17 protein-coding genes and 1 pseudogene are annotated in these 18253 nt (G+C 40.9%); 12 read left to right on the forward strand and 6 right to left on the reverse strand.

Annotated features, from left to right (window positions below; genetic code table 11):
- Positions 1 to 412: pseudogene (locus tag ACYQ2O_RS05930) on the reverse strand (IS1634 family transposase); the annotation flags it as partial.
- Positions 413 to 1344: 932 nt separating this feature from the next.
- Between ACYQ2O_RS05930 and ACYQ2O_RS05935 the strand changes: the two are divergent.
- Positions 1345 to 1821, forward strand: coding sequence for a YrhK family protein (locus tag ACYQ2O_RS05935; protein ID WP_346024262.1), 477 nt, complete (start codon positions 1345 to 1347; stop codon positions 1819 to 1821).
- A 21-nt stretch (positions 1822 to 1842) separates the two neighbouring features.
- Here ACYQ2O_RS05935 and spx read toward each other — a convergent pair whose 3' ends face one another.
- Both spx and ACYQ2O_RS05945 read right to left on the reverse strand, forming a co-directional pair.
- The gene (spx, locus tag ACYQ2O_RS05940) at positions 1843 to 2253 is read right to left on the reverse strand and encodes a transcriptional regulator Spx (protein WP_346024261.1); all 411 of its coding nucleotides are present in this window, start codon (positions 2251 to 2253) and stop codon (positions 1843 to 1845) included.
- 215 nt (positions 2254 to 2468) lie between these two features.
- Entirely contained in the window at positions 2469 to 2831 is a 363-nt protein-coding gene (locus ACYQ2O_RS05945) for a winged helix-turn-helix transcriptional regulator (protein ID WP_346024260.1), read from the reverse strand.
- 124 nt (positions 2832 to 2955) lie between these two features.
- Here ACYQ2O_RS05945 and ACYQ2O_RS05950 point away from each other — a divergent pair, with 124 nt between their 5' ends.
- The 7 genes from ACYQ2O_RS05950 to ACYQ2O_RS05980 all read left to right on the forward strand — a co-directional run bounded on the left by ACYQ2O_RS05950 (position 2956) and on the right by ACYQ2O_RS05980 (position 9793).
- Positions 2956 to 4071, forward strand: a complete 1116-nt coding sequence (locus tag ACYQ2O_RS05950) for an S-(hydroxymethyl)glutathione dehydrogenase/class III alcohol dehydrogenase (RefSeq protein WP_346024259.1) — start codon at positions 2956 to 2958, stop codon at positions 4069 to 4071.
- A complete protein-coding gene (gene fghA / locus ACYQ2O_RS05955) occupies positions 4061 to 4909 on the forward strand; it encodes an S-formylglutathione hydrolase (RefSeq protein WP_428830597.1) in 849 nt (282 codons plus the stop codon). Before ACYQ2O_RS05950 ends, fghA begins: the two co-directional genes overlap by 11 nt.
- A gap of 406 nt (positions 4910 to 5315) precedes the next feature.
- Positions 5316 to 5447: a recombinase family protein gene (locus ACYQ2O_RS05960; RefSeq protein WP_346024264.1), complete on the forward strand. Its 132-nt coding sequence runs from the start codon at positions 5316 to 5318 to the stop codon at positions 5445 to 5447.
- A gap of 375 nt (positions 5448 to 5822) precedes the next feature.
- Positions 5823 to 6734: an aldo/keto reductase gene (locus tag ACYQ2O_RS05965; RefSeq protein WP_346024257.1), complete on the forward strand. Its 912-nt coding sequence runs from the start codon at positions 5823 to 5825 to the stop codon at positions 6732 to 6734.
- Positions 6735 to 6830: 96 nt separating this feature from the next.
- On the forward strand, positions 6831 to 7133 hold the full coding sequence (locus ACYQ2O_RS05970; RefSeq protein ID WP_346024256.1) for a phasin family protein: 303 nt from the start codon (positions 6831 to 6833) through the stop codon (positions 7131 to 7133).
- Between the two features lie 62 nt (positions 7134 to 7195).
- Positions 7196 to 8791 carry an ABC1 kinase family protein gene (locus tag ACYQ2O_RS05975; protein WP_346024255.1) on the forward strand — a complete coding sequence of 532 codons (1596 nt, stop codon included), beginning with the start codon at positions 7196 to 7198 and terminating at the stop codon, positions 8789 to 8791.
- Positions 8792 to 8815: 24 nt separating this feature from the next.
- A complete protein-coding gene (locus ACYQ2O_RS05980) occupies positions 8816 to 9793 on the forward strand; it encodes an aromatic acid exporter family protein (protein ID WP_346024254.1) in 978 nt (325 codons plus the stop codon).
- A 46-nt stretch (positions 9794 to 9839) separates the two neighbouring features.
- On the opposite strand, the gene ACYQ2O_RS05985 is transcribed toward ACYQ2O_RS05980, so the two are convergent.
- The 3 genes from ACYQ2O_RS05985 to ACYQ2O_RS05995 are packed head-to-tail and all read right to left on the reverse strand — an operon-like array spanning position 9840 to position 11860.
- Positions 9840 to 10241 (reverse strand): hypothetical protein, encoded by a 402-nt coding sequence (locus ACYQ2O_RS05985; RefSeq protein WP_346024253.1) that lies wholly within the window; start codon positions 10239 to 10241, stop codon positions 9840 to 9842.
- 5 nt (positions 10242 to 10246) lie between these two features.
- Positions 10247 to 11236 (reverse strand): flotillin-like protein FloA, encoded by a 990-nt coding sequence (floA, locus tag ACYQ2O_RS05990; protein ID WP_346024252.1) that lies wholly within the window; start codon positions 11234 to 11236, stop codon positions 10247 to 10249.
- Between the two features lie 15 nt (positions 11237 to 11251).
- A complete protein-coding gene (locus ACYQ2O_RS05995) occupies positions 11252 to 11860 on the reverse strand; it encodes an NfeD family protein (protein ID WP_346024251.1) in 609 nt (202 codons plus the stop codon).
- A 257-nt stretch (positions 11861 to 12117) separates the two neighbouring features.
- On the opposite strand from ACYQ2O_RS05995, the gene glgB reads away from it, so the two are divergent.
- The 4 genes from glgB to glgA are packed head-to-tail and all read left to right on the forward strand — an operon-like array spanning position 12118 to position 17848.
- A complete protein-coding gene (glgB, locus tag ACYQ2O_RS06000) occupies positions 12118 to 14037 on the forward strand; it encodes a 1,4-alpha-glucan branching protein GlgB (RefSeq protein ID WP_346024250.1) in 1920 nt (639 codons plus the stop codon).
- A gap of 58 nt (positions 14038 to 14095) precedes the next feature.
- Positions 14096 to 15241 (forward strand): glucose-1-phosphate adenylyltransferase, encoded by a 1146-nt coding sequence (locus ACYQ2O_RS06005; RefSeq protein ID WP_346024249.1) that lies wholly within the window; start codon positions 14096 to 14098, stop codon positions 15239 to 15241.
- Positions 15231 to 16400, forward strand: a complete 1170-nt coding sequence (glgD, locus tag ACYQ2O_RS06010; RefSeq protein ID WP_346024248.1) for a glucose-1-phosphate adenylyltransferase subunit GlgD — start codon at positions 15231 to 15233, stop codon at positions 16398 to 16400. The genes ACYQ2O_RS06005 and glgD overlap by 11 nt, the downstream gene beginning before the upstream one ends.
- Before the next feature lie 8 nt (positions 16401 to 16408).
- Complete coding sequence (glgA, locus tag ACYQ2O_RS06015; RefSeq protein ID WP_346024247.1) at positions 16409 to 17848, forward strand: glycogen synthase GlgA; 1440 nt, start codon at positions 16409 to 16411, stop codon at positions 17846 to 17848.
- Positions 17849 to 18253: the final 405 nt, after the last annotated feature.

Below are 18253 nucleotides of genomic sequence, written 5' to 3' on the forward strand. Positions count from 1 at the left end.
GGTGAAGAATACGCATATAAAGTAAACGAGATAATATTTCATTTAAATCAAAAGTAAAGTGATTTTCCTTTTGGATTTGTTGGCAGAGCTTGTCAAACTTCAATTCATGATAAATCTTTTGAAGAAATAGGTATCCAATATTATACGAGTGTCTTTTATGCAGCGGAATTTGTTTAGTCGGATTATATTTTGCAATAATCTGTGAGGCATTCTTTTTCTTTTCCTCTGTTAATTTTTGTGCATAGGCGTGAGCCCACTCATTAGGATCAACGCCAGGATGTTTTCTTCGAATCTCTTCTTCGTTTCCTAATGATTCTACAACACGAGTTGTAGACCGACCATTTCGATCACGATAACTTTCAATAACAGAATAGGAGGTAGAATGTTTAGATTTATTCTTTTTAATACGCATAGCTAATCCTCATTCCTTTTAAATGTATCTCTATTATAACACATTACTACATAGCACTACAATATAAGCCTATCAAATTTGACAAAAAAGTAAAGCTATAACAGACTTTGTGTCACTTTTTATTGATTCCAGCTGTTAAACTCCCGAATAAATGCTTGCGTAACCTTTCAGAATATGATAAAGTACTTATTATGCGATGAGTCGAGGACTCCATAGTTTATGGAGACTCTGCACGATACAGATGCTTGAGCATCACAACAGGAAGTTGGTATCGGAGGAAGAATTGATGTGAACTTTTCTTTCTCGCTTATAATATGAAAATAATATAAGTTGCCAAAAAAGCACGGGCCCTTGGTCCGTGCTTTTTTGTATCATGCAAATAAAAAGAAAGTTAGCTATGTACTCTTTCAAACGGTTAATTGAGTTAGTTTAATAAATATATTAATGGTTGAATTATTCCTAGTTGAAGGAACAAATGACACGGTTGGTGCGGATGATTCTATTTCATCAGGGGTTCTGGTATACGGTGCAATATGTGCTGTCATTCTTACAGCAGTTATATCAGTTATCTTTTTAAGAAAAAGAAATTAGATGTACGAAAACGAGGGGATATTTGTTTGAGAAAACAAACTCCCCCCTTGTTTTTTATTAAAAAGTAATTATTAATTGTCTGTAACGAATTATGTTATGTTCAGTCATTAAAGTGTCATAAATGGGATTGCCCTTTCAATCATCCCACTTATCCTGCTATATACATTCCTCTCCCGATATATTATCGGAGGCGTCACAGCAGGTGGTGTCAAACAGTAGAAAAGCAAGGAGATCACCTTTTAGAGGGGGTCTCTTTTTCTATGCGTATAACTTATAAAAGCTTAAGATATATGCTAGAGTAAGGGGAAGTAAGAGATTATCAGTGTCGGAGGGAAGTATAGATGCCTACAATAGAGACAAAAGAGCACGATGTGAGTCCTGGAAAAGAAGAAGACGTTATAGTCAAAGCTGGAAGGTTCAGGATTTACTTCCAAAACTACTACACGATTATTTCTCTTGGCAATGACTTGTTTACAGGTATTCTCTACCTTGCTGGGAGTCTCGTCCAGACATTCACAGATCTGGATACAGTGGGAATGTATTTGTATATTTTTGCCAGTTTCTTTCTACTGATGCGGCCGATACTTAAAATCATGCATAATGTATTTTTGTATAGTGAAGAAGAATATAGACGCAAGGTGCTTGGAGAAGATACTGTTGAATCGGAAGATAGAGCAGAAGGAGATTCTGATAAACCGACAAAAGAAGTTGAAATAAAAAGTGACTCTTCAGATGAAGGAGAAAATAAAGGAGAAAAAGAAGAAATTGAAAAAGACTACAATGATGATTACTATGAGGACGAAAAAAAAGATGAGTAGAGGGACACCCTACTCATCTTTTTATGCGGTTTCTTCTACAGCCAGTTTACGATGTATTTCTGCCAGTTCAAGTTCTCTTACTTTGCGAGGCAGGAAGCATCGAATCTCTTCTTCGTTATACCCAATCTGCAGGCGTCGGTCATCCATAATAATTGGACGTCTAATCAGACTTGGTTCATTTTCGAATAAGTCAAGTAATTCATTTAGAGATAGATCGTCAATATCTTCAGACAGTGCCTGATAGGCCTGAGAGCGATATGAAATGAGTTCGCTGGTGCCTTCTTCTGTAAGGCTGAGTATCTGCTTAATTTCTTCTTTCGTCAACGGTTCATGAAAGATATTCTTTTCATTAAATTCTAAATTCTGTTCTTCTAACCACGCTTTAGCTTTTCGACAAGATGTACAACTTGGGGATACGTATAATGTAATCATTAGTCACTACTCCTTTATAAAAAGTCTCGCTCGTGCATTTTATGTAGAACATGTTGAAAGAATAAAATGTGAACGTTTTGTTACAATTTCAATTGTAAGGGTAAATAGAAGAAAATGCAACACTATTTGACATTTTTTTGTCACAATTTTTAATGTAAGAACCTGAATAATTCATACTTTCTCCTTTAATAGGTTCTTCCTAGCTAGTACAGTTACTATTCAACTGAAGTTTCAGTAGTATTTTCTTTCAAAAAATCTTTAAAACTATCTCCCCATTCACAAATAGATGTTACAACGGGTTCTAGGTGTAAACCAATTTCACTTAGTTGATACTCTACTTTAGGAGGTACAACGGGGTATACAACCCTAGTAATGATTTGATCTTCTTCTAATTCCCTTAATTGTCTAATTAGCATGCGTTGATTGACATCGGGAAGGTATCTTTGTATTTCACTCAACCTTAATGGAGACTGTTGGAGCAAGCACCAAATAATCGCTATTTTCCAACGTCCACCTATAACGGATAAAGCCAAATCCTTACTAGTGAAAAAATTTTTCCCTTTATAATGAATGGTCATATAGTACCATCTCTTTCTATGTGATATTTTGTTTATAGTGACAAAAGCGTCAGTATTGTCAATTGAATTATAATATGAGATTATAGAAAAAGAAATAAGAAAATAAAAGAAAGAAGGTACTCAATTGAAAAGTAAAGCTGCTGTTGCATTTAAATCAGGAGAACCGCTTCAAATTGTAGAAATCGATGTAGAAGAACCAAAGGCAAAAGAGGTCTTAGTAAAAATCTTGTATACTTCAGTTTGCCATACTGATGCGTTTACTTTATCAGGTGATGATCCAGAAGGTGTATTTCCGGCTGTACTAGGTCATGAAGGTGCAGGTGTTGTCGTTTCTGTAGGGGATGAAGTGACTTCAGTAAAACCAGGGGATCATGTTATTCCACTGTATACGGCTGAATGTGGGGAATGTAAATTCTGTCTTTCTGGTAAAACCAACTTATGTAGTGCCGTGCGAGAAACACAAGGCAAAGGTTTAATGCCTGATGGAACTACGCGTTTCTCTTATAAGGGAGAGCCGATTTATCATTACATGGGCACCAGTACCTTTAGCGAATATACAGTCGTACCTGAAATTTCTTTAGCAAAAATTACCCCAGAAGCACCTCTTGACAAAGTCGCTTTATTTGGGTGCGGTGTAACTACAGGGATAGGTGCTGTACACAAAACCGCAAAAGTGGAAGAAGGTGCGGTAACAGCCGTATTTGGTCTTGGGGCTATCGGTTTAGCTGTTATTCAAGGATTAGTCCAAGCAAAGGCTAGCCGAATTATTGCTGTCGACTTAGATGAAAATAAGTTTGAATTAGCTAAAAAAATGGGAGCAACCGATTTTGTGAATCCAGCTAAATTTGATCGTCCTATTCAAGAGGTCATCATTGAAATGACGGATGGGGGAGTTGACTATAGCTTCGAGTGTATTGGGAATGTGGAAGTTATGAAGGCTGCTCTTGAATGTTGTCATAAAGGATGGGGTGAAAGCACTATTATCGGTGTAGCCGGTGCAGGGAAAGAGATTCATACTCGCCCATTCCAATTAGTAACGGGACGCGTATGGCGTGGATCAGCCTTTGGTGGAGTCAAAGGTAGAACGGAACTACCAGGAATGGTGGAGGACTTTATGGAGGGTAAAATTGACTTGGACCCCTATATCACCCATCACTTGAACTTTACAGATATTAATGAGGCATTTGATTTGCTTCATAGGGGCGAATCGATTCGAACGATTTTAACATATGAGGAGTGAAGAAGTGAATCTTAAACTTATTGAAAACCGCCTCTCTTTTGGCGGAGAACAACGTAAGTACAGCCATTATTCAGAAGTGTTACAGTGCGACATGACTTTTAGTCTCTACTTGCCGTCCAATAAAGGAATGGAAAAAATCCCGCTTATTTGGTGGTTATCGGGTTTAACGTGTACAGATGATAATTTTAGTCAAAAAAGTGGTTTCCAAAGATTGGCTGAAAAATATCAAGTGGCGGTCATGATTCCCGATACGTCACCACGCGGAGAAAATGTTGCTGACGATGAGTCTTGGGATCTTGGTCAAGGTGCAGGATTTTATTTGGATGCGACCCAAGAACCATGGACTAAGCATTATAAGATGTATACCTATATCACAGAGGAGTTAACTGCGATTGCGTCCTCTTTAGTGCCCAACTTCTCAGGGAAAGAGAGCATTATGGGGCATTCTATGGGGGGACATGGCTCTTTGGTAATAGGTATGAAAAATCAAGAGAGATTCAAAGCGATTTCGGCTTTTTCTCCTATTTTGAGCCCTAGTCAAGTTCCTTGGGGAATCAAATCCTTCACTACTTATTTAGGGGAGAATCAAACTTCCTGGAAAGAGTGGGATGCTTCCGAACTGGTTAAAGGAACCGTGATGCCGCCTATTCTCATTACGCAAGGAACTGAGGATGAGTTTTATCCAGAACAATTAACAGAAACGTATTTTTTGCAAAATGCTCAGGAAAATAATGTAGCTGTAGATTACAAAAAGGAAGAAGGATACGACCATAGCTACTTCTTCATTGCTACTTTTTTGGAAGATCATTTCGCTTTTCATATGGCGTACTTAAGATAATTCTTTGGTTTAAATGCTCACTCTATTTAAAGTGATTTGATTGTTGAACTTTTATAATGTTCCATGAGTCCTTTGTTAAAATGTTTATCGTTATAAATTTTGATAATGCAAAAAACACCTCCCTAGCATTTCTGGGAGGTGTTTTTGAATAGAATTTCTACCAGAGATTGCTTTAACAAATACTAAACTAATTTTAATCGGCTAAGTATTTGTTATAAAGATGTAATAACTAATAGTCAAAAGCAAAGTGGGAAAGGGTGGGAAAAATGAAATATGGCTATGCACGGGTAAGCACCCACCACCAAGATTTGGAAGGGCAACTTCGTCAGCTACAAGAGTAACGCTTGGACAAAGTGTTTTTTGAAAAAATAACTGGGACAAAAGTGATCGGACGGAATTCCAAAAAATTGCTGCAGGAAATCCAAACGGGGACACGTTAGTCGTCACAAAGCAGGAACGATTTGTGCGCAATACACAAGATGCCTTGAATACGATTAAGTATCTTTTTGAAATAGCTGTCCATTACTTCTTTAACTAAGACTAAACCAGGATCACTCTATAAGTGACCACCTGTTTGCGCAAAGGTGATGTTTGAATTGAATTTTTCCTGTTTTTTTGTAAGTTTGTCACGGAGAGAACACTTTTTTTTGGTTAGTTTGGGCACCTTTACCATAGCAGAATGAGGTTCTTTGTGCGTCACTTAACAGGTGAAAATTAAAAAGTTAATTTTGACTACCGTTAGACAGTTACAGATGGTCAAAAGCGAAAGTATGAATTATTCAGGTTAGACACTTATTGCACATATATTTGTCACAATGTAATTTTAATTTTAAATACTCTGTACCAAACAATGGTCGCATTATTTATCTTCTCAGAGTAAACTGGTTATAGTACAATAGACAGGAGGAAAACGATGAATAAAATACAATTAGGCACATCAGATTTATCGGTATCAGAAGTGGCGCTGGGCTGTATGCGAATGGATAAACTGAATGGTAAGGAAGCGGCTGGCGTCATAAATGCTGCTTTTGAATCCGGTGTCAATTTCTATGATCATGCGGATATTTACGGCGGAGGAGAGTCTGAGAAGCGATTTGCACAGGCGCTTGAACTGACATCAATCAAACGAGATGATATTATCTTACAGTCGAAGGCGGGAATTCGATCCGGCTATTATGATTTTTCTAAAGAACATTTAATCAGCTCAGTTGACGGGATCCTTAATAGACTCGATACAGACTATATAGATGTCCTGCTGCTTCACCGACCGGATGCACTTGTCGAACCTGAAGAAGTGGCTGAGGCTTTCGATACTTTACACAGTTCCGGGAAAGTGAGACAGTTCGGTGTGAGCAACCACAGTCCGTATCAGATTGAGCTGCTGAAAAGGTATGTCAAACAGGACTTGATTGCGAATCAGCTCCAATTAAGTGTCATGCATACTGGAATGATCGATGCCGGGGTTCAGGTGAACACGAAGCATAAGGGATCGATCGACCATGATCGTGCAATCCTTGATTACTGCAGGCTGAATGACATAACTGTACAGCCATGGTCCCCTGTTCACGGTCCGGACGGTGTATTCTTGAACCATCCTGATTATGGTGAGGTCAATGAAACCTTGAAATTACTCGCTGATAAATATGAAACAGATCATGAAGCACTGGCGATTGCCTGGCTGTTAAGACATCCAGCTAAAATGCAGATCATTCTGGGAACGATGAATGAAAAACGAATCAGAAATTATTCCTCTGCATCGGAAATATCTTTAAGCCGTGAAGATTGGTATACGGTGTATAAAGCAGCTGGAAATCCTCTGCCTTAGTCGAAATACCAGCAGAAATCATTGGTTTTATCTGACAATTTTTAAGGTGAGTGTTATACTGACAGTGTAAGATCAATTTGGAAGGGGTTCTTTATTATGATGGATGATATCAAAAAAGCTTTGCTGGTCGGTGTCGGATCTACGGCTATCGCACTTGAAAAAGCAGTAGAACAAGTTGACAAATTAGTCAGTCGTGGGAAATTGACCGTCGCTGAAGGTAAGAAGTTGACAGAAGAATTGATTCAGAGAAAAAATAAAGAGGTTTCTATGGAAGAGAAAGAAACACTCGAAGCAATATTGCTCGAAATGAATGTGGCCCAGAGAAAAGATATTGAAGATCTGGAAGCCAAGGTTGAAGAACTTGAACGCAAACTGACAGATAAATCAACAGAAGTATAATGATAAGGTGTTGATCATATCCTGGTCAGCACCTTTTCTACCTTATGAAAGGAGGCCAACTTTTGAAAAGTAACCGTGAACGACTGACAGAAATTGCCAGTGTACTGGCATCATACGGCTTCGGCCATATTTACCGGACACGAGTAAGAACCAAGCATAAAGAACAGGATGCAGCAAACTTGAGGCTGGCATTTGAAGAGCTGGGACCAAGTTTTATCAAGATCGGTCAGATTATATCTACGAGGCAGGATCTGCTTCCACCAGAATACATTAAGGAAATGTCTAAACTGAGAGATGATGCGCCTCCTTTTCCGTATAAAGACATCAGGCGAATTTTTAAAGAAGATTTTAAAGAGGAACTTGAAGATGTATTTGAGTGGGTTGAGCAGACGCCACTTGCCAGTGCCTCCGTTGCTCAAGTACACAGAGCCCAACTGCTGACCGGGGAACAAGTCGTGATTAAAGTTCAGCGTCCGGAAATTGAAGAAAATTTGCTTCGCGATATTCAGTTGTTTTCTCGCATCGTATCCATGGCACCTGAAACAGTCAAGGAAATGCTAGTGGATGCCAAGGCGGCGTTTAAAGAAATTGAAGAAACGACCAAACGGGAGCTGGACTTCAGAAATGAAGGACAGGCCCTCATCAAGTTCCGCAGATTGAACAAAGAACTGGATGCAGTTACCGCACCCAAACCGGTTCTGACTTACACCTCTAAGCGCGTATTAGTTGAAGAATATATCAAAGGAATAAGAGGTCTGAACCAGGAAGAAATCCGGGAAGAAGGGTATGAAAAGAAGGATATTGCAGAAAAACTAGTCTATTCATTTCTGTCACAGATCTTTAAGGATGGTTTTTTTCACGGTGACCCGCATCCAGGTAACATGGTAATCAAGGAAAAGAAAATCGTGTTCATTGATTTTGGAATCGTCGGGGAACTTTCCGATAGCGTGAAAGATGATCTCATCAGCATTATGAGAGCAATTGTCTTCGAAGACTTGGATCAGCTTATGAATCTGCTTCTCCAGATGGCTATCACTAAAGATAAGGTCAACCGGTTTGATTTCAGTGAAGATCTTCATGATTTTTACCAGTCCTATATTACCAGAAGTTTTGGGCAAATTGATCTAAGCACATTTTTCTCAGACGTGCTGCACGTGACGCATAAATATAAAATGGTTATGCCTAATGACTTTATTTTACTGGCAAAGTCTCTGACTATTCTTGAAGGCGTAGTCTCTGACTTGCACCCAGATATTAATATTATGGAAATTGCTTCAACCTACATCAAGGCCAGCAATGACATCAGTCTGATTGACAAACTGTCGAAGGAAAAACTTAAAATTGGTGTCTATCAACTGGCTATGGATTCATTCAAGCTACCTTCTACATTCAAGCGAGTACTGGATACTGTCAACAATGGCAGATTGATGGTCCATATCGATCTGGTTCATTTCGAGGATAAGTGGATAGAAGTTAACAAGATGGTCAATCGTCTGGTCTTTGCTTTAATCATTGCTGCTCTGATTATTGCTTCTTCCGTGATATTTGTCCTTTCGGAAGGCGCAGGCGTATCCTTCTTTGCGATTGCGATTTTTATAGGTGCCGGAGTTATGGGGATGTGGCTGCTCATATCCATCATTCGATCAGGAACATTGTAGCTGAAGCCAGGGGAGGGAATCTGAATGTCCATCACACATCGTACAGTAAAAATGGTTCTGGCTACGCTGCTAGCGATCTATACAGCAGATTTTCTTCAACTTGATCATACACTGGCTGCAGGGATCATAGCAATTCTGAGTCTTCTTGATACTAAAAGGGCGTCTTTTATTACTGCCTTCAAGAGGGTCGCTTCAACTGTGACCGCGTTTTTGATAGCTTCAGTCGTATTCTACCTGGCCGGGTTTTCCGTTACAGCTTTTGGACTCTATCTAATTATATATATACCTTTAGCATACCGTTTTGATCTACAATCGGGAATTGCCCCATGCTCAGTTCTGGTCACTCATTTTATTGGAGCTGGAAGCATCGCCTGGAGCTGGCAGCTTAATGGCTTTCTACTCATGACAATCGGCGCAACCAGTGCCTTGCTGCTAAATTTATGGATGCCATCTCATAAAAGTGAACTGGCTGAAAGCAAGCGTCAGGTTGATGAGGGCATCAGACTGATACTGAAGGGGATTTCTGATCGTTTATCAGGAAAGGATCTGACAGTCAAACTTACCGACCAGGTTAGGGAAGCTGAGGATCTGATCAGTGAAGCAAAAGCTCAGGCATTAAAGGACTACGATAATCAACTGTTTCATAAGAATGATTATAGTTTGAAATATGTTCAGATGCGCGGGCAGCAGCTGTCATCGATTAGAAAGATGCTGCATTCACTCCAGAACAGCGGATTGGGATCTGAGGAGGCAAGGATACTGGCTGAATTGTTCAATAGTACGTCAGAACAGCTGAACGAAAAGAACACAGGGCAGAGTCTGCTGGAAAACATTACTGATCTTTACAGAACGTTCAGACAGTCAGGTCTGCCGAAAAGTAGAGCTGAATTTGAAAATCGAGCCTATCTGTTCATGCTTTTAAATAATATTGAGGAGTTTATTGAAATTAAGCGATCATTCTTCGTCAGAGAAGGATCTGTTGAAGAAGAAAATGAAAAGTGACACATGTCGTTCTCCTGTCAGTCAGGAGGGGCATGTGTCACTTTTTTTAGTCGATTTCTCTTAGAGAAAGAGGTTTATCTAGTATTTCTTTATATATAATTGCCTGTTTCAGCTGGCGCTTGTCAAAATCAGTAGCTGAACGTGGGCGTTTTTTTCGATTTTTCGAAGAACTTAATGAGACGACATCTTTGATAATCGGCTCACTGTTCTTTCTCCGATCGTAGCGTTCGCGATCCGGACGTCGTTCTCTTTGGACACGACCCGATCGGCTGTTCTGTCGCTTCTCGTTCGGAGAGTTTCGTTTTGAAGCTTCTATTTTATCGCTGCTTTCTCTGGCTTCAGGATTCTGAGCGGTTTTTTTAGCAGTTTTTGAAAACAGAGAAGCTAAACCAGAAACAATCACAAAAAATATAAAAAGCTGAACGATCCATACGATTAAGAATTCCATTTATATCACTCTTCTTCTTCAGTTGACTGGTCAGAAATGGCTGATCTCATATCTGTATCGGCATTGATGTTTTTCATTTTATAGTAATCCATGACACCTAAGTTGCCGCTTCTTAGTGCTTCAGCCATGGCCAATGGTACTTCAGCTTCAGATTCAACCACTTTGGCACGCATTTTCTGAGTTTCAGCACGCATTTCCTGTTCCTGAGCGATCGCCATTGAGCGACGTTCTTCAGCTTTAGCCTGAGCAATGTTCTTATCGGCTTCAGCTTGTTCAGTCTGAAGTTTAGCTCCGATATTACGTCCGACATCAACGTCGGCAATGTCTATGGACAGGATTTCAAAAGCTGTACCAGAGTCCAGGCCTTTGCTTAATACAGTTTTAGAGATCATATCCGGATTTTCCAGTACATCAGAGTGTTTGTCAGCAGAACCGACGGTAGTTACGACCCCTTCACCTACACGGGCAATAATCGTATCTTCTCCAGCACCACCGACTAGTCGTTCGATGTTAGCTCGAACAGTTACTTTAGCTTTTGCAACGATTTCGATTCCGTCTTTAGCAACGGCTGAGATATCGGGTGTAACAATAACTTTAGGGTTAACAGATACTTGGACAGCTTCGAATACATTACGTCCGGCCAAGTCGATTGCCGCTGCTTTCTCAAACTCCAGCTCGATTTCAGCTCTGTGAGAGGCGATCAAAGCGTCGATGACGCCATTCACGTTTCCTCCTGCTAGAAAGTGGGCTTCCAGTTCATTCGTGCTTAGGGACAGCCCGGCTTTAGTTGCCTTAATCAGAGGACGGATGATTGCATGTGGACTGACCTGACGCAGACGCATACCTACTAATGTGCCAATCCCCACTTTTACTCCTGAGAAATAAGCGGTCACCCAAAGTCCCACGGGTACGAAACGAAGGAAGATACTGATGAAAATCAGTATGATGACGGCGGTTATAATGATACCTACAAATCCATTACCTAATACATCCATATATATTCTCCTATTCTATTTTTTTCTGACAGTAATTTTTGTGCCTTTTACTTTTTCTACAATGACTTTGGTGCCTTTGGAAATATACCCATCCACACTTAATACGTCATATGAATGTGGGTCGTCCTGAAACGTCACTTTTCCTGATGGTCGAAGAGGAGTTTGTGCTTCTCCTTCAAGCCTTTCAGTAATAGATTGTTTGTCTGCATCTGAATCGTTATCAGCAGATCGTTCAGCTACGTTTGTCTGCAGGATCAATTTGTTTACATTGGTCAGTGAGTATCCGTTCTTTATCAGATAGAAGACCACACCTGATGTGATAACGACTGAAAGACTGAGATCCCGGACTGTTTGTCCAATATCACCAATCGTGAGATAAAGTCCTGATATGAGCAGTATAATACCAACTATACCTGCTAATCCAAATTCCGGTACGAATATTTCAAAAACGATCAGAAGTAAACCGGCAGTGAACAATATTACGGGTAACCAGGTTTCAATACCGATGAACCAGAAATAGACAGCTAAACTGACTAGAGTCAATCCCATCCCACTTTTAATAAAAGGGGTGAGGATAGCTAATGTAACACCAATGAAGCCAAGTCCTAAAAGAATTCCTTCCATAATGAATTGCCTCCTTCCTTAGTGAATCGAGGTTACCTGTTTGCAAGTTCATCATACCATTTTAACATTCTTATGTCATCGGTCGGAGGGCGTATCTGACTAATTATATATAATCCAAAATGAGAAAAAGTATAAGAGGAAAAACTTGGCAATGCGACTATACTAGGTTACAATGGTACTAAAGATAGTCTGCATTAAAATGATTAAAGAAAAGTTAGAGACAAGTAGACTAGTATAACGAAAAAGGGGGATGTCTTATGGGGGAACAAGGAAATAGAGCTGAAGCACATAAAGAACTGACGGATACTTTTTATCTCTTTAACGAGGGTACACTTTTTGACAGCTATCTGACGATGGGCTGTAGTGCCCAGGCTGAAGGCTTCCGCTTCAATGTATGGGCTCCGAATGCTCAAAACGTTTATCTTGTTGGAGATTTCAATGACTGGGCAGAACTGGATGAGATGGAAAAAATAGGAGAAACGGGCGTTTTCTCTCTTGATATGCCAAAAGCACAAGAAGGACATCATTACAAGTACAAAATTGTTCAGGCTGACGGCACGACGGTCTACAAAATCGACCCGTATGCCCTGGCTTTTGAAGTTAGACCCAAAGATGCTTCTGTGGTAAAAGGACTTCCGGACAGACAGTGGAAAGACGGATTATGGCTTGCTAATCGTAGACGTCGAGAGATTTACAGTCGACCTCTTAACATATACGAAGTACATCTGAGTTCATGGAAACATCATGAAGATGGATCGTGGTATACGATAAGAGAACTTCAGGATGAACTCATTCCATACGTTAAGGAAATGGGTTATACACATATAGAATTTATGCCATTAATGGAACATCCTCTTGATGCAAGCTGGGGTTATCAGGCTACTGGCTTTTTTGGTCTCTCTTCGAAATTCGGAACGATGGAAGAGTTTCAGGATTTCGTTGAAGCAGCTCATCAGGCAAACCTCGGTGTGCTGATGGACTGGGTACCTGGACACTTTAACCGCAATGCTTATGGCATGGCCTATTATGACGGCACACCTCAATTTGAGTATGCTGATCAGAATCGTGCAGACAATAACAGATGGGGGACGCTTAATTTTGATATCGGAAAAAGTCAGGTCAGAAGCTTTCTCATTTCCAATGCGCTTTTCTGGATCGAACAGTTCCATCTGGATGGGCTGAGAGTGGATGCAGTCAGCAATATGCTTTATCTGGACTATGACTTGGGTGATTGGATACCTAACGATGAAGGGACCAATGTAAACAAAGAAGGTGTCGAATTCCTTCAACTCCTCAACAAAAAAGTCTTTGAACGTCATCCGGATGTGCTGATGATGGCTGAAGAAAGTACAGCCTGGAACAAAGTTACTCATCCGGTTCACGAAGGCGGACTGGGGTTTAACTATAAATGGAATATGGGGTGGATGAATGACACCCTCAAGTTCTTTGAAATGGATCCAATACACAGAAAAGACCACTTTAATCTGATTACATTCTCTTTTATGTACACCTTTAATGAAAACTTCATCCTTCCTTTTTCTCACGACGAAGTGGTACACGGGAAAAAATCTATGATGCATAAGATGCACGGAGACCGTTACAATCAGTTTGCCGGGTTGAGAACGATCGAGACATATCGCATAGTTCATCCGGGTAAAAAGCTGCAGTTCATGGGAGCGGAGTTCGGACAGTTCCTCGAGTGGAGGTTTGATCAGGGATTGGAATGGGACAGCCTGAATGATGATATGAATGCCCGCCATTTAGAGTTCACCAGACAACTGAACGCGTTCTATCAGGAACACCGGGCATTGTGGGAACTTGATCATTCTTCTGAAGGCATCCAGATACTTGATGCCGATAATAAAGCGGAATCTGTGCTTTATTTCATCCGGCAAGGTAAAAATCCAAGAGACTTTCTTATTATCATGTGTAATTTTGTTCCAGTGGAAAGACAGAATGTCCGTATAGGGGTTCCTTATAAAGGACAATATGAAGAAGTATGGAATACAGAATGGGCAGACTTAGGCGGCACATGGACAGAGCCTCAAGGGGTCAAGCGTACACTGGAGGCTGAAGTGCATGGACAACCACACGCACTGGAAGTTATCCTCCCTGCATTAAGTATTGTCGTTTTCAAACCTAAGAGAGTATATGGGGTAAATAAAATAACTAAATAAGTACACAATTAGATTACCTTAAGGAGGGAAGGAAGGTCTTCTGACACTTCCGAACAATATGAAAACTGAAACAGTTGCAATGATCTTAGCTGGTGGACAGGGATCGCGCCTAGGTAAACTGACCAAGCAGATCGCCAAGCCCGCTGTACCTTTCGGCGGAAACTACCGCATCATCGACTTTGCCTTATCAAACTGTGTAAACTCAGGGATCAATGATGTAGGAGTGGTGACGCAGTACCAGCCGCTTGTCCTGAATGATCATGTAGGAAATGGATCGAGCTGGGGTCTTAACAGACATAACGGAGGAGCTACCATCCTTCAGCCTTATTCAAGCGTCGATGGAGAGAAATTCTTTAAAGGAACAGCACATGCTGTCTTTCAGAATATGGACTTTATCGATCAGAAAAATCCCGATTATGTTGTAATCCTATCAGGAGACCACATCTATAAGATGGACTATGAGAAAATGCTCGATTACCACAGGCAGCAGGCTGCATCTCTTACAGTAGGGGTCATGCCTGTACCTTGGGAAGATGCCTCACGATTCGGTGTTATGGCTACAGACCGAACAGATCGAATCATCGAATTCCAGGAGAAACCGGATAATCCAAAATCAAACCTGGCATCTATGGGGATCTACATCTTCAGCTGGCCACGTCTGAAACAGTACCTTGTTGATAATCAGTCTAAAAATAGACAGATGGAAGATTTCGGGCACCACGTGATTCCGGCGTATCTTAGAAACAGTGAAGCCATCTATGCTTACTCGTTTGAAGGATACTGGAAAGATGTCGGGACACTTGAAAGCTTGTGGGGCGCCAATATGGAGTTCCTGGACCCTGAACACGACCTTAATATCAGAAATCGTGACTGGAGAGTCTACTCCAAGAGTCCGAATACGACACCACAGTTTCTGACATCCTCCGCAAAAGTCAAGGATTCCATGATCACTGACGGGTGCTATGTGGCAGGCGAAATCAATCATTCCATTCTGTCGCATAATGTTAAGGTTGGAAAAAACTCAGTTATCACTGATTCTTTTATCATGCCGAATGCAGTGATTGGAGAGAATGTCAGAATCGAAAAAGCGATTGTTGGTGAAGGCGCACATATATTTGATGATGCCGAGCTAATCGGGACTGAAGACGACATTGCCGTTGCTGGATACGGAGAAGAAATAGGAGGGTATTCCGATGAGAAATAGAATCGCACCTATACTGAATTTAGTAGAGTATGAAGATAAGCTGAAACCACTGACTAATAGAAGACCGGTTGCCTCACTGCCTTTCGCATGCCGGTACCGCTTAGTCGATTTTCCGTTTTCCAGCTTATATAATGCCGAAGCAGAATCTGCTGCTCTGTTTATATCAGGATCAGGCCACTCCTTATATGATCATATGCGTTCCGGATCGACATGGGGACTGGATTCTCTAGCCGGTGGGGGAGTATTTACACATTTTCAAGTAAAACTGAAAGCTGACCAAAGCACGGAATCAAAACACGACCGCTTCTATTATGAAGATCACTATAATTACGTCACTCGTGCCAGAGCAGACTATGTCGTTATGATGGGTTCAGCATTCCTTTCGAATATTCAGATTGAATCGCTCATTCATTTCCATGAAGATAAGGACAGCCAGGTCACAGTTGTCTATAAGAAAGTGAACAGAGACGAACTGAGCAGTGACACAGTCTATTCTGCACTTGATCTAGGCGATGAAGAAGACTGCAATATCAGTGGCGTTACAGCTATATCCGATGTTCAGGAAGAGCGCTTTAATCTGAACATGGAAACGATGATTTTAAGCAAGAAAACCTTCCTCGATTATCTGTACAGAGCGAAACAGGCTGATATGGATATAAACGTTAACAATTTTATCAAGTTCAGTCTTGAATCAGGCTGTTCTGTCTACGGCTATGAATACACGGGGTACCTTAAAGTCATTGAAGACATCAAGAGCTATTATGATGCCAATATGGACATGCTGGATGAGGACAACTTCAATTCACTGTTCTATCGTGCTGACCCAGTCAGAACACGGTCTAAGAATTCGGCACCAACTTATTATGGACAAACTGCAATGATAGAAAATGCACAGTTTGCTAATGACTGCGAAGTCTATGGTACAGTTAAGGATTCGCTGATTTTCCGTAAAGTGAAGATAGCTGAAAATGCACATATTGAAGACTCAATAATCATGCAGGATTCCTGTATTGAAGAAGGGGCCTACTTAAAACACGTCATTCTGGATAAGCATGTTTATGTGAAAAAAGGCGTCCGCCTGGAAGGGACAGCCGAGAATCCTATAGTTATCGCCAAAGACGGCGTGATTTATGCAGAAGGAGAGGTCAAGGAGGAGTGAGTAAGACAATGAAACTGCTATTTGCTGCTTCAGAGTGTGCCCCTTTCTTTAAAACTGGCGGACTAGGAGACGTCATGGGCTCTCTTCCAAAGGAACTGGCGAAAGAAGGGAACGATGTCCGCGTCGTTCTTCCTTATTTCGTTCAGAAACTGGATGATGAGACTAATGAGGAACTGGAAGATATCTGCTCATTTATCGTCAAGGTAGGGTGGAGAAACCAGCATTGTGGCATCAAGCAGCTGGTCAGAGATAAGGTGACCTACTACTTTATAGATAATCTCTTTTATTTTGACAGGGAAAATCTGTATGACTATGGAGACGATAGTGAACGGTTTGCATTTTTCCAGCAGGCGGCCATTGAAATGCTCGAACAGATAGGCTTCATTCCGGATATCCTTCATGTGAATGACTGGCAGACTGCGATGATGCCTGTGCTGCTTAAAGATAAGTATAGCTGGATCAATACATTAAAAGATATAAAAACTGTCCTGACGATTCATAATATTCTGTTTCAGGGTGTCTATGATCAGTATGTACTGTCCGATCATTTTGATATTGGATATGCTGCTTTTCACGAGAGAGGACTGAAGTACGGTGACAATGTGTGCTGGCTGAAAGGCGGCATCTACTACGCAGATCTGGTGACCACAGTAAGTCCGACATATGCGAATGAAATTCAGACACCCGAGTTCGGTTACGGGCTGGATGGGGATTTGAGAAACATTCAGCACAAGCTTGTCGGAATCGTTAATGGCATCGACTATGATACCTATGATCCCCAGACAGATTCAGTCATACCAGCCACATTTTCAAAAGACAATTTGTCTGGAAAAGTAAAAAGCAAGCTTGCTCTACAGAAAAGAGTGGGTCTTCCGGAAGATAAAGAAGTTGCTTTAGTGGGAATCGTTACTCGTCTGGATGAACAGAAAGGCGTGGAGCTGATCGTCGATGCCATGGAAGAACTGATGAAGCACCGCCATATACAGATGGTGTTGGTCGGAACGGGCAAGCCGTATTTTGAGGATGCGTTCAGATACTATGCTGAAACCTACCCGGACAAGTTCAGCGCTATTATCGATTTCGACAGTGAACTGGCCCAGTGGATCTACGCAGGATCAGATCTGTTCCTGATGCCATCACTGTTTGAGCCATGCGGACTATCTCAGCTAAACTCACTTCGATACGGTACCTTGCCGATCGTCCATGAAACCGGAGGACTGGTGGATACGATTCAGCCACATAATGAGTGGACAGATGAAGGAACAGGGTTCAGTTTCCATGATTTTGATGTCCTGACGATGTTGAGCACGATCGACCGTGCCCTGACTGTTTATTATGATAGACCTGACAGTTTTAATACATTGCAGGTCAGAGCAATGGAAACAGATAACAGCTGGAAACAATCGGCTCAAAAGTATCTGGATCAGTACCGCTATCTGATTTATTAATGGTAACTGATTTAGAACTGTATTAGAACGATCATGTTTAAGAGTCGATTTTCTGTCAATTAGAAAAATATTAACAAACGAAAATAGTATGGCTTTAATGAAGTTATACTATTTTCGTTTATTTGTACTTAGATTGTAAAATGAAGACGATGCCTGTATAGACAGGTTAGAGATTTCTTTTCAAATTTTAATCTATAAGGTATACTCGGGGTAGAAAGGAACTGTCAAATTTTTTATGAAAACTAAAAATTAAAGGTGGTGAAGGCCCACTGACTATACCAATCGGAGCCGCATTTGCCCTTGACAAACACTTGAATGGTTTCAGTTAAGGTCACAAGGGTGACGGTAGACAAATCAAAGGCATGACAAATACACCCTTGAATTTAACCAGTTTAAACCATTCAA

The organism is Alkalibacterium sp. m-11, from assembly GCF_054658155.1.

What these genes read in the sequence shown, in the direction of transcription:
- ACYQ2O_RS05995 (WP_346024251.1), bottom strand. Translation starts at nt 11,860, where the DNA reads ATGGAAGGAATTCTTTTAGGACTTGGCTTCATTGGTGTTACATTAGCT.
- fghA (WP_428830597.1), top strand. Translation starts at nt 4,061, where the DNA reads ATGAGGAGTGAAGAAGTGAATCTTAAACTTATTGAAAACCGCCTCTCT.
- ACYQ2O_RS05935 (WP_346024262.1), top strand. Translation starts at nt 1,345, where the DNA reads ATGCCTACAATAGAGACAAAAGAGCACGATGTGAGTCCTGGAAAAGAA.
- ACYQ2O_RS06005 (WP_346024249.1), top strand. Translation starts at nt 14,096, where the DNA reads ATGAAAACTGAAACAGTTGCAATGATCTTAGCTGGTGGACAGGGATCG.
- ACYQ2O_RS05980 (WP_346024254.1), top strand. Translation starts at nt 8,816, where the DNA reads ATGTCCATCACACATCGTACAGTAAAAATGGTTCTGGCTACGCTGCTA.
- ACYQ2O_RS05985 (WP_346024253.1), bottom strand. Translation starts at nt 10,241, where the DNA reads ATGGAATTCTTAATCGTATGGATCGTTCAGCTTTTTATATTTTTTGTG.
- floA (WP_346024252.1), bottom strand. Translation starts at nt 11,236, where the DNA reads ATGGATGTATTAGGTAATGGATTTGTAGGTATCATTATAACCGCCGTC.
- ACYQ2O_RS05965 (WP_346024257.1), top strand. Translation starts at nt 5,823, where the DNA reads ATGAATAAAATACAATTAGGCACATCAGATTTATCGGTATCAGAAGTG.
- glgA (WP_346024247.1), top strand. Translation starts at nt 16,409, where the DNA reads ATGAAACTGCTATTTGCTGCTTCAGAGTGTGCCCCTTTCTTTAAAACT.
- glgB (WP_346024250.1), top strand. Translation starts at nt 12,118, where the DNA reads ATGGGGGAACAAGGAAATAGAGCTGAAGCACATAAAGAACTGACGGAT.
- ACYQ2O_RS05970 (WP_346024256.1), top strand. Translation starts at nt 6,831, where the DNA reads ATGATGGATGATATCAAAAAAGCTTTGCTGGTCGGTGTCGGATCTACG.
- glgD (WP_346024248.1), top strand. Translation starts at nt 15,231, where the DNA reads ATGAGAAATAGAATCGCACCTATACTGAATTTAGTAGAGTATGAAGAT.
- spx (WP_346024261.1), bottom strand. Translation starts at nt 2,253, where the DNA reads ATGATTACATTATACGTATCCCCAAGTTGTACATCTTGTCGAAAAGCT.
- ACYQ2O_RS05945 (WP_346024260.1), bottom strand. Translation starts at nt 2,831, where the DNA reads ATGACCATTCATTATAAAGGGAAAAATTTTTTCACTAGTAAGGATTTG.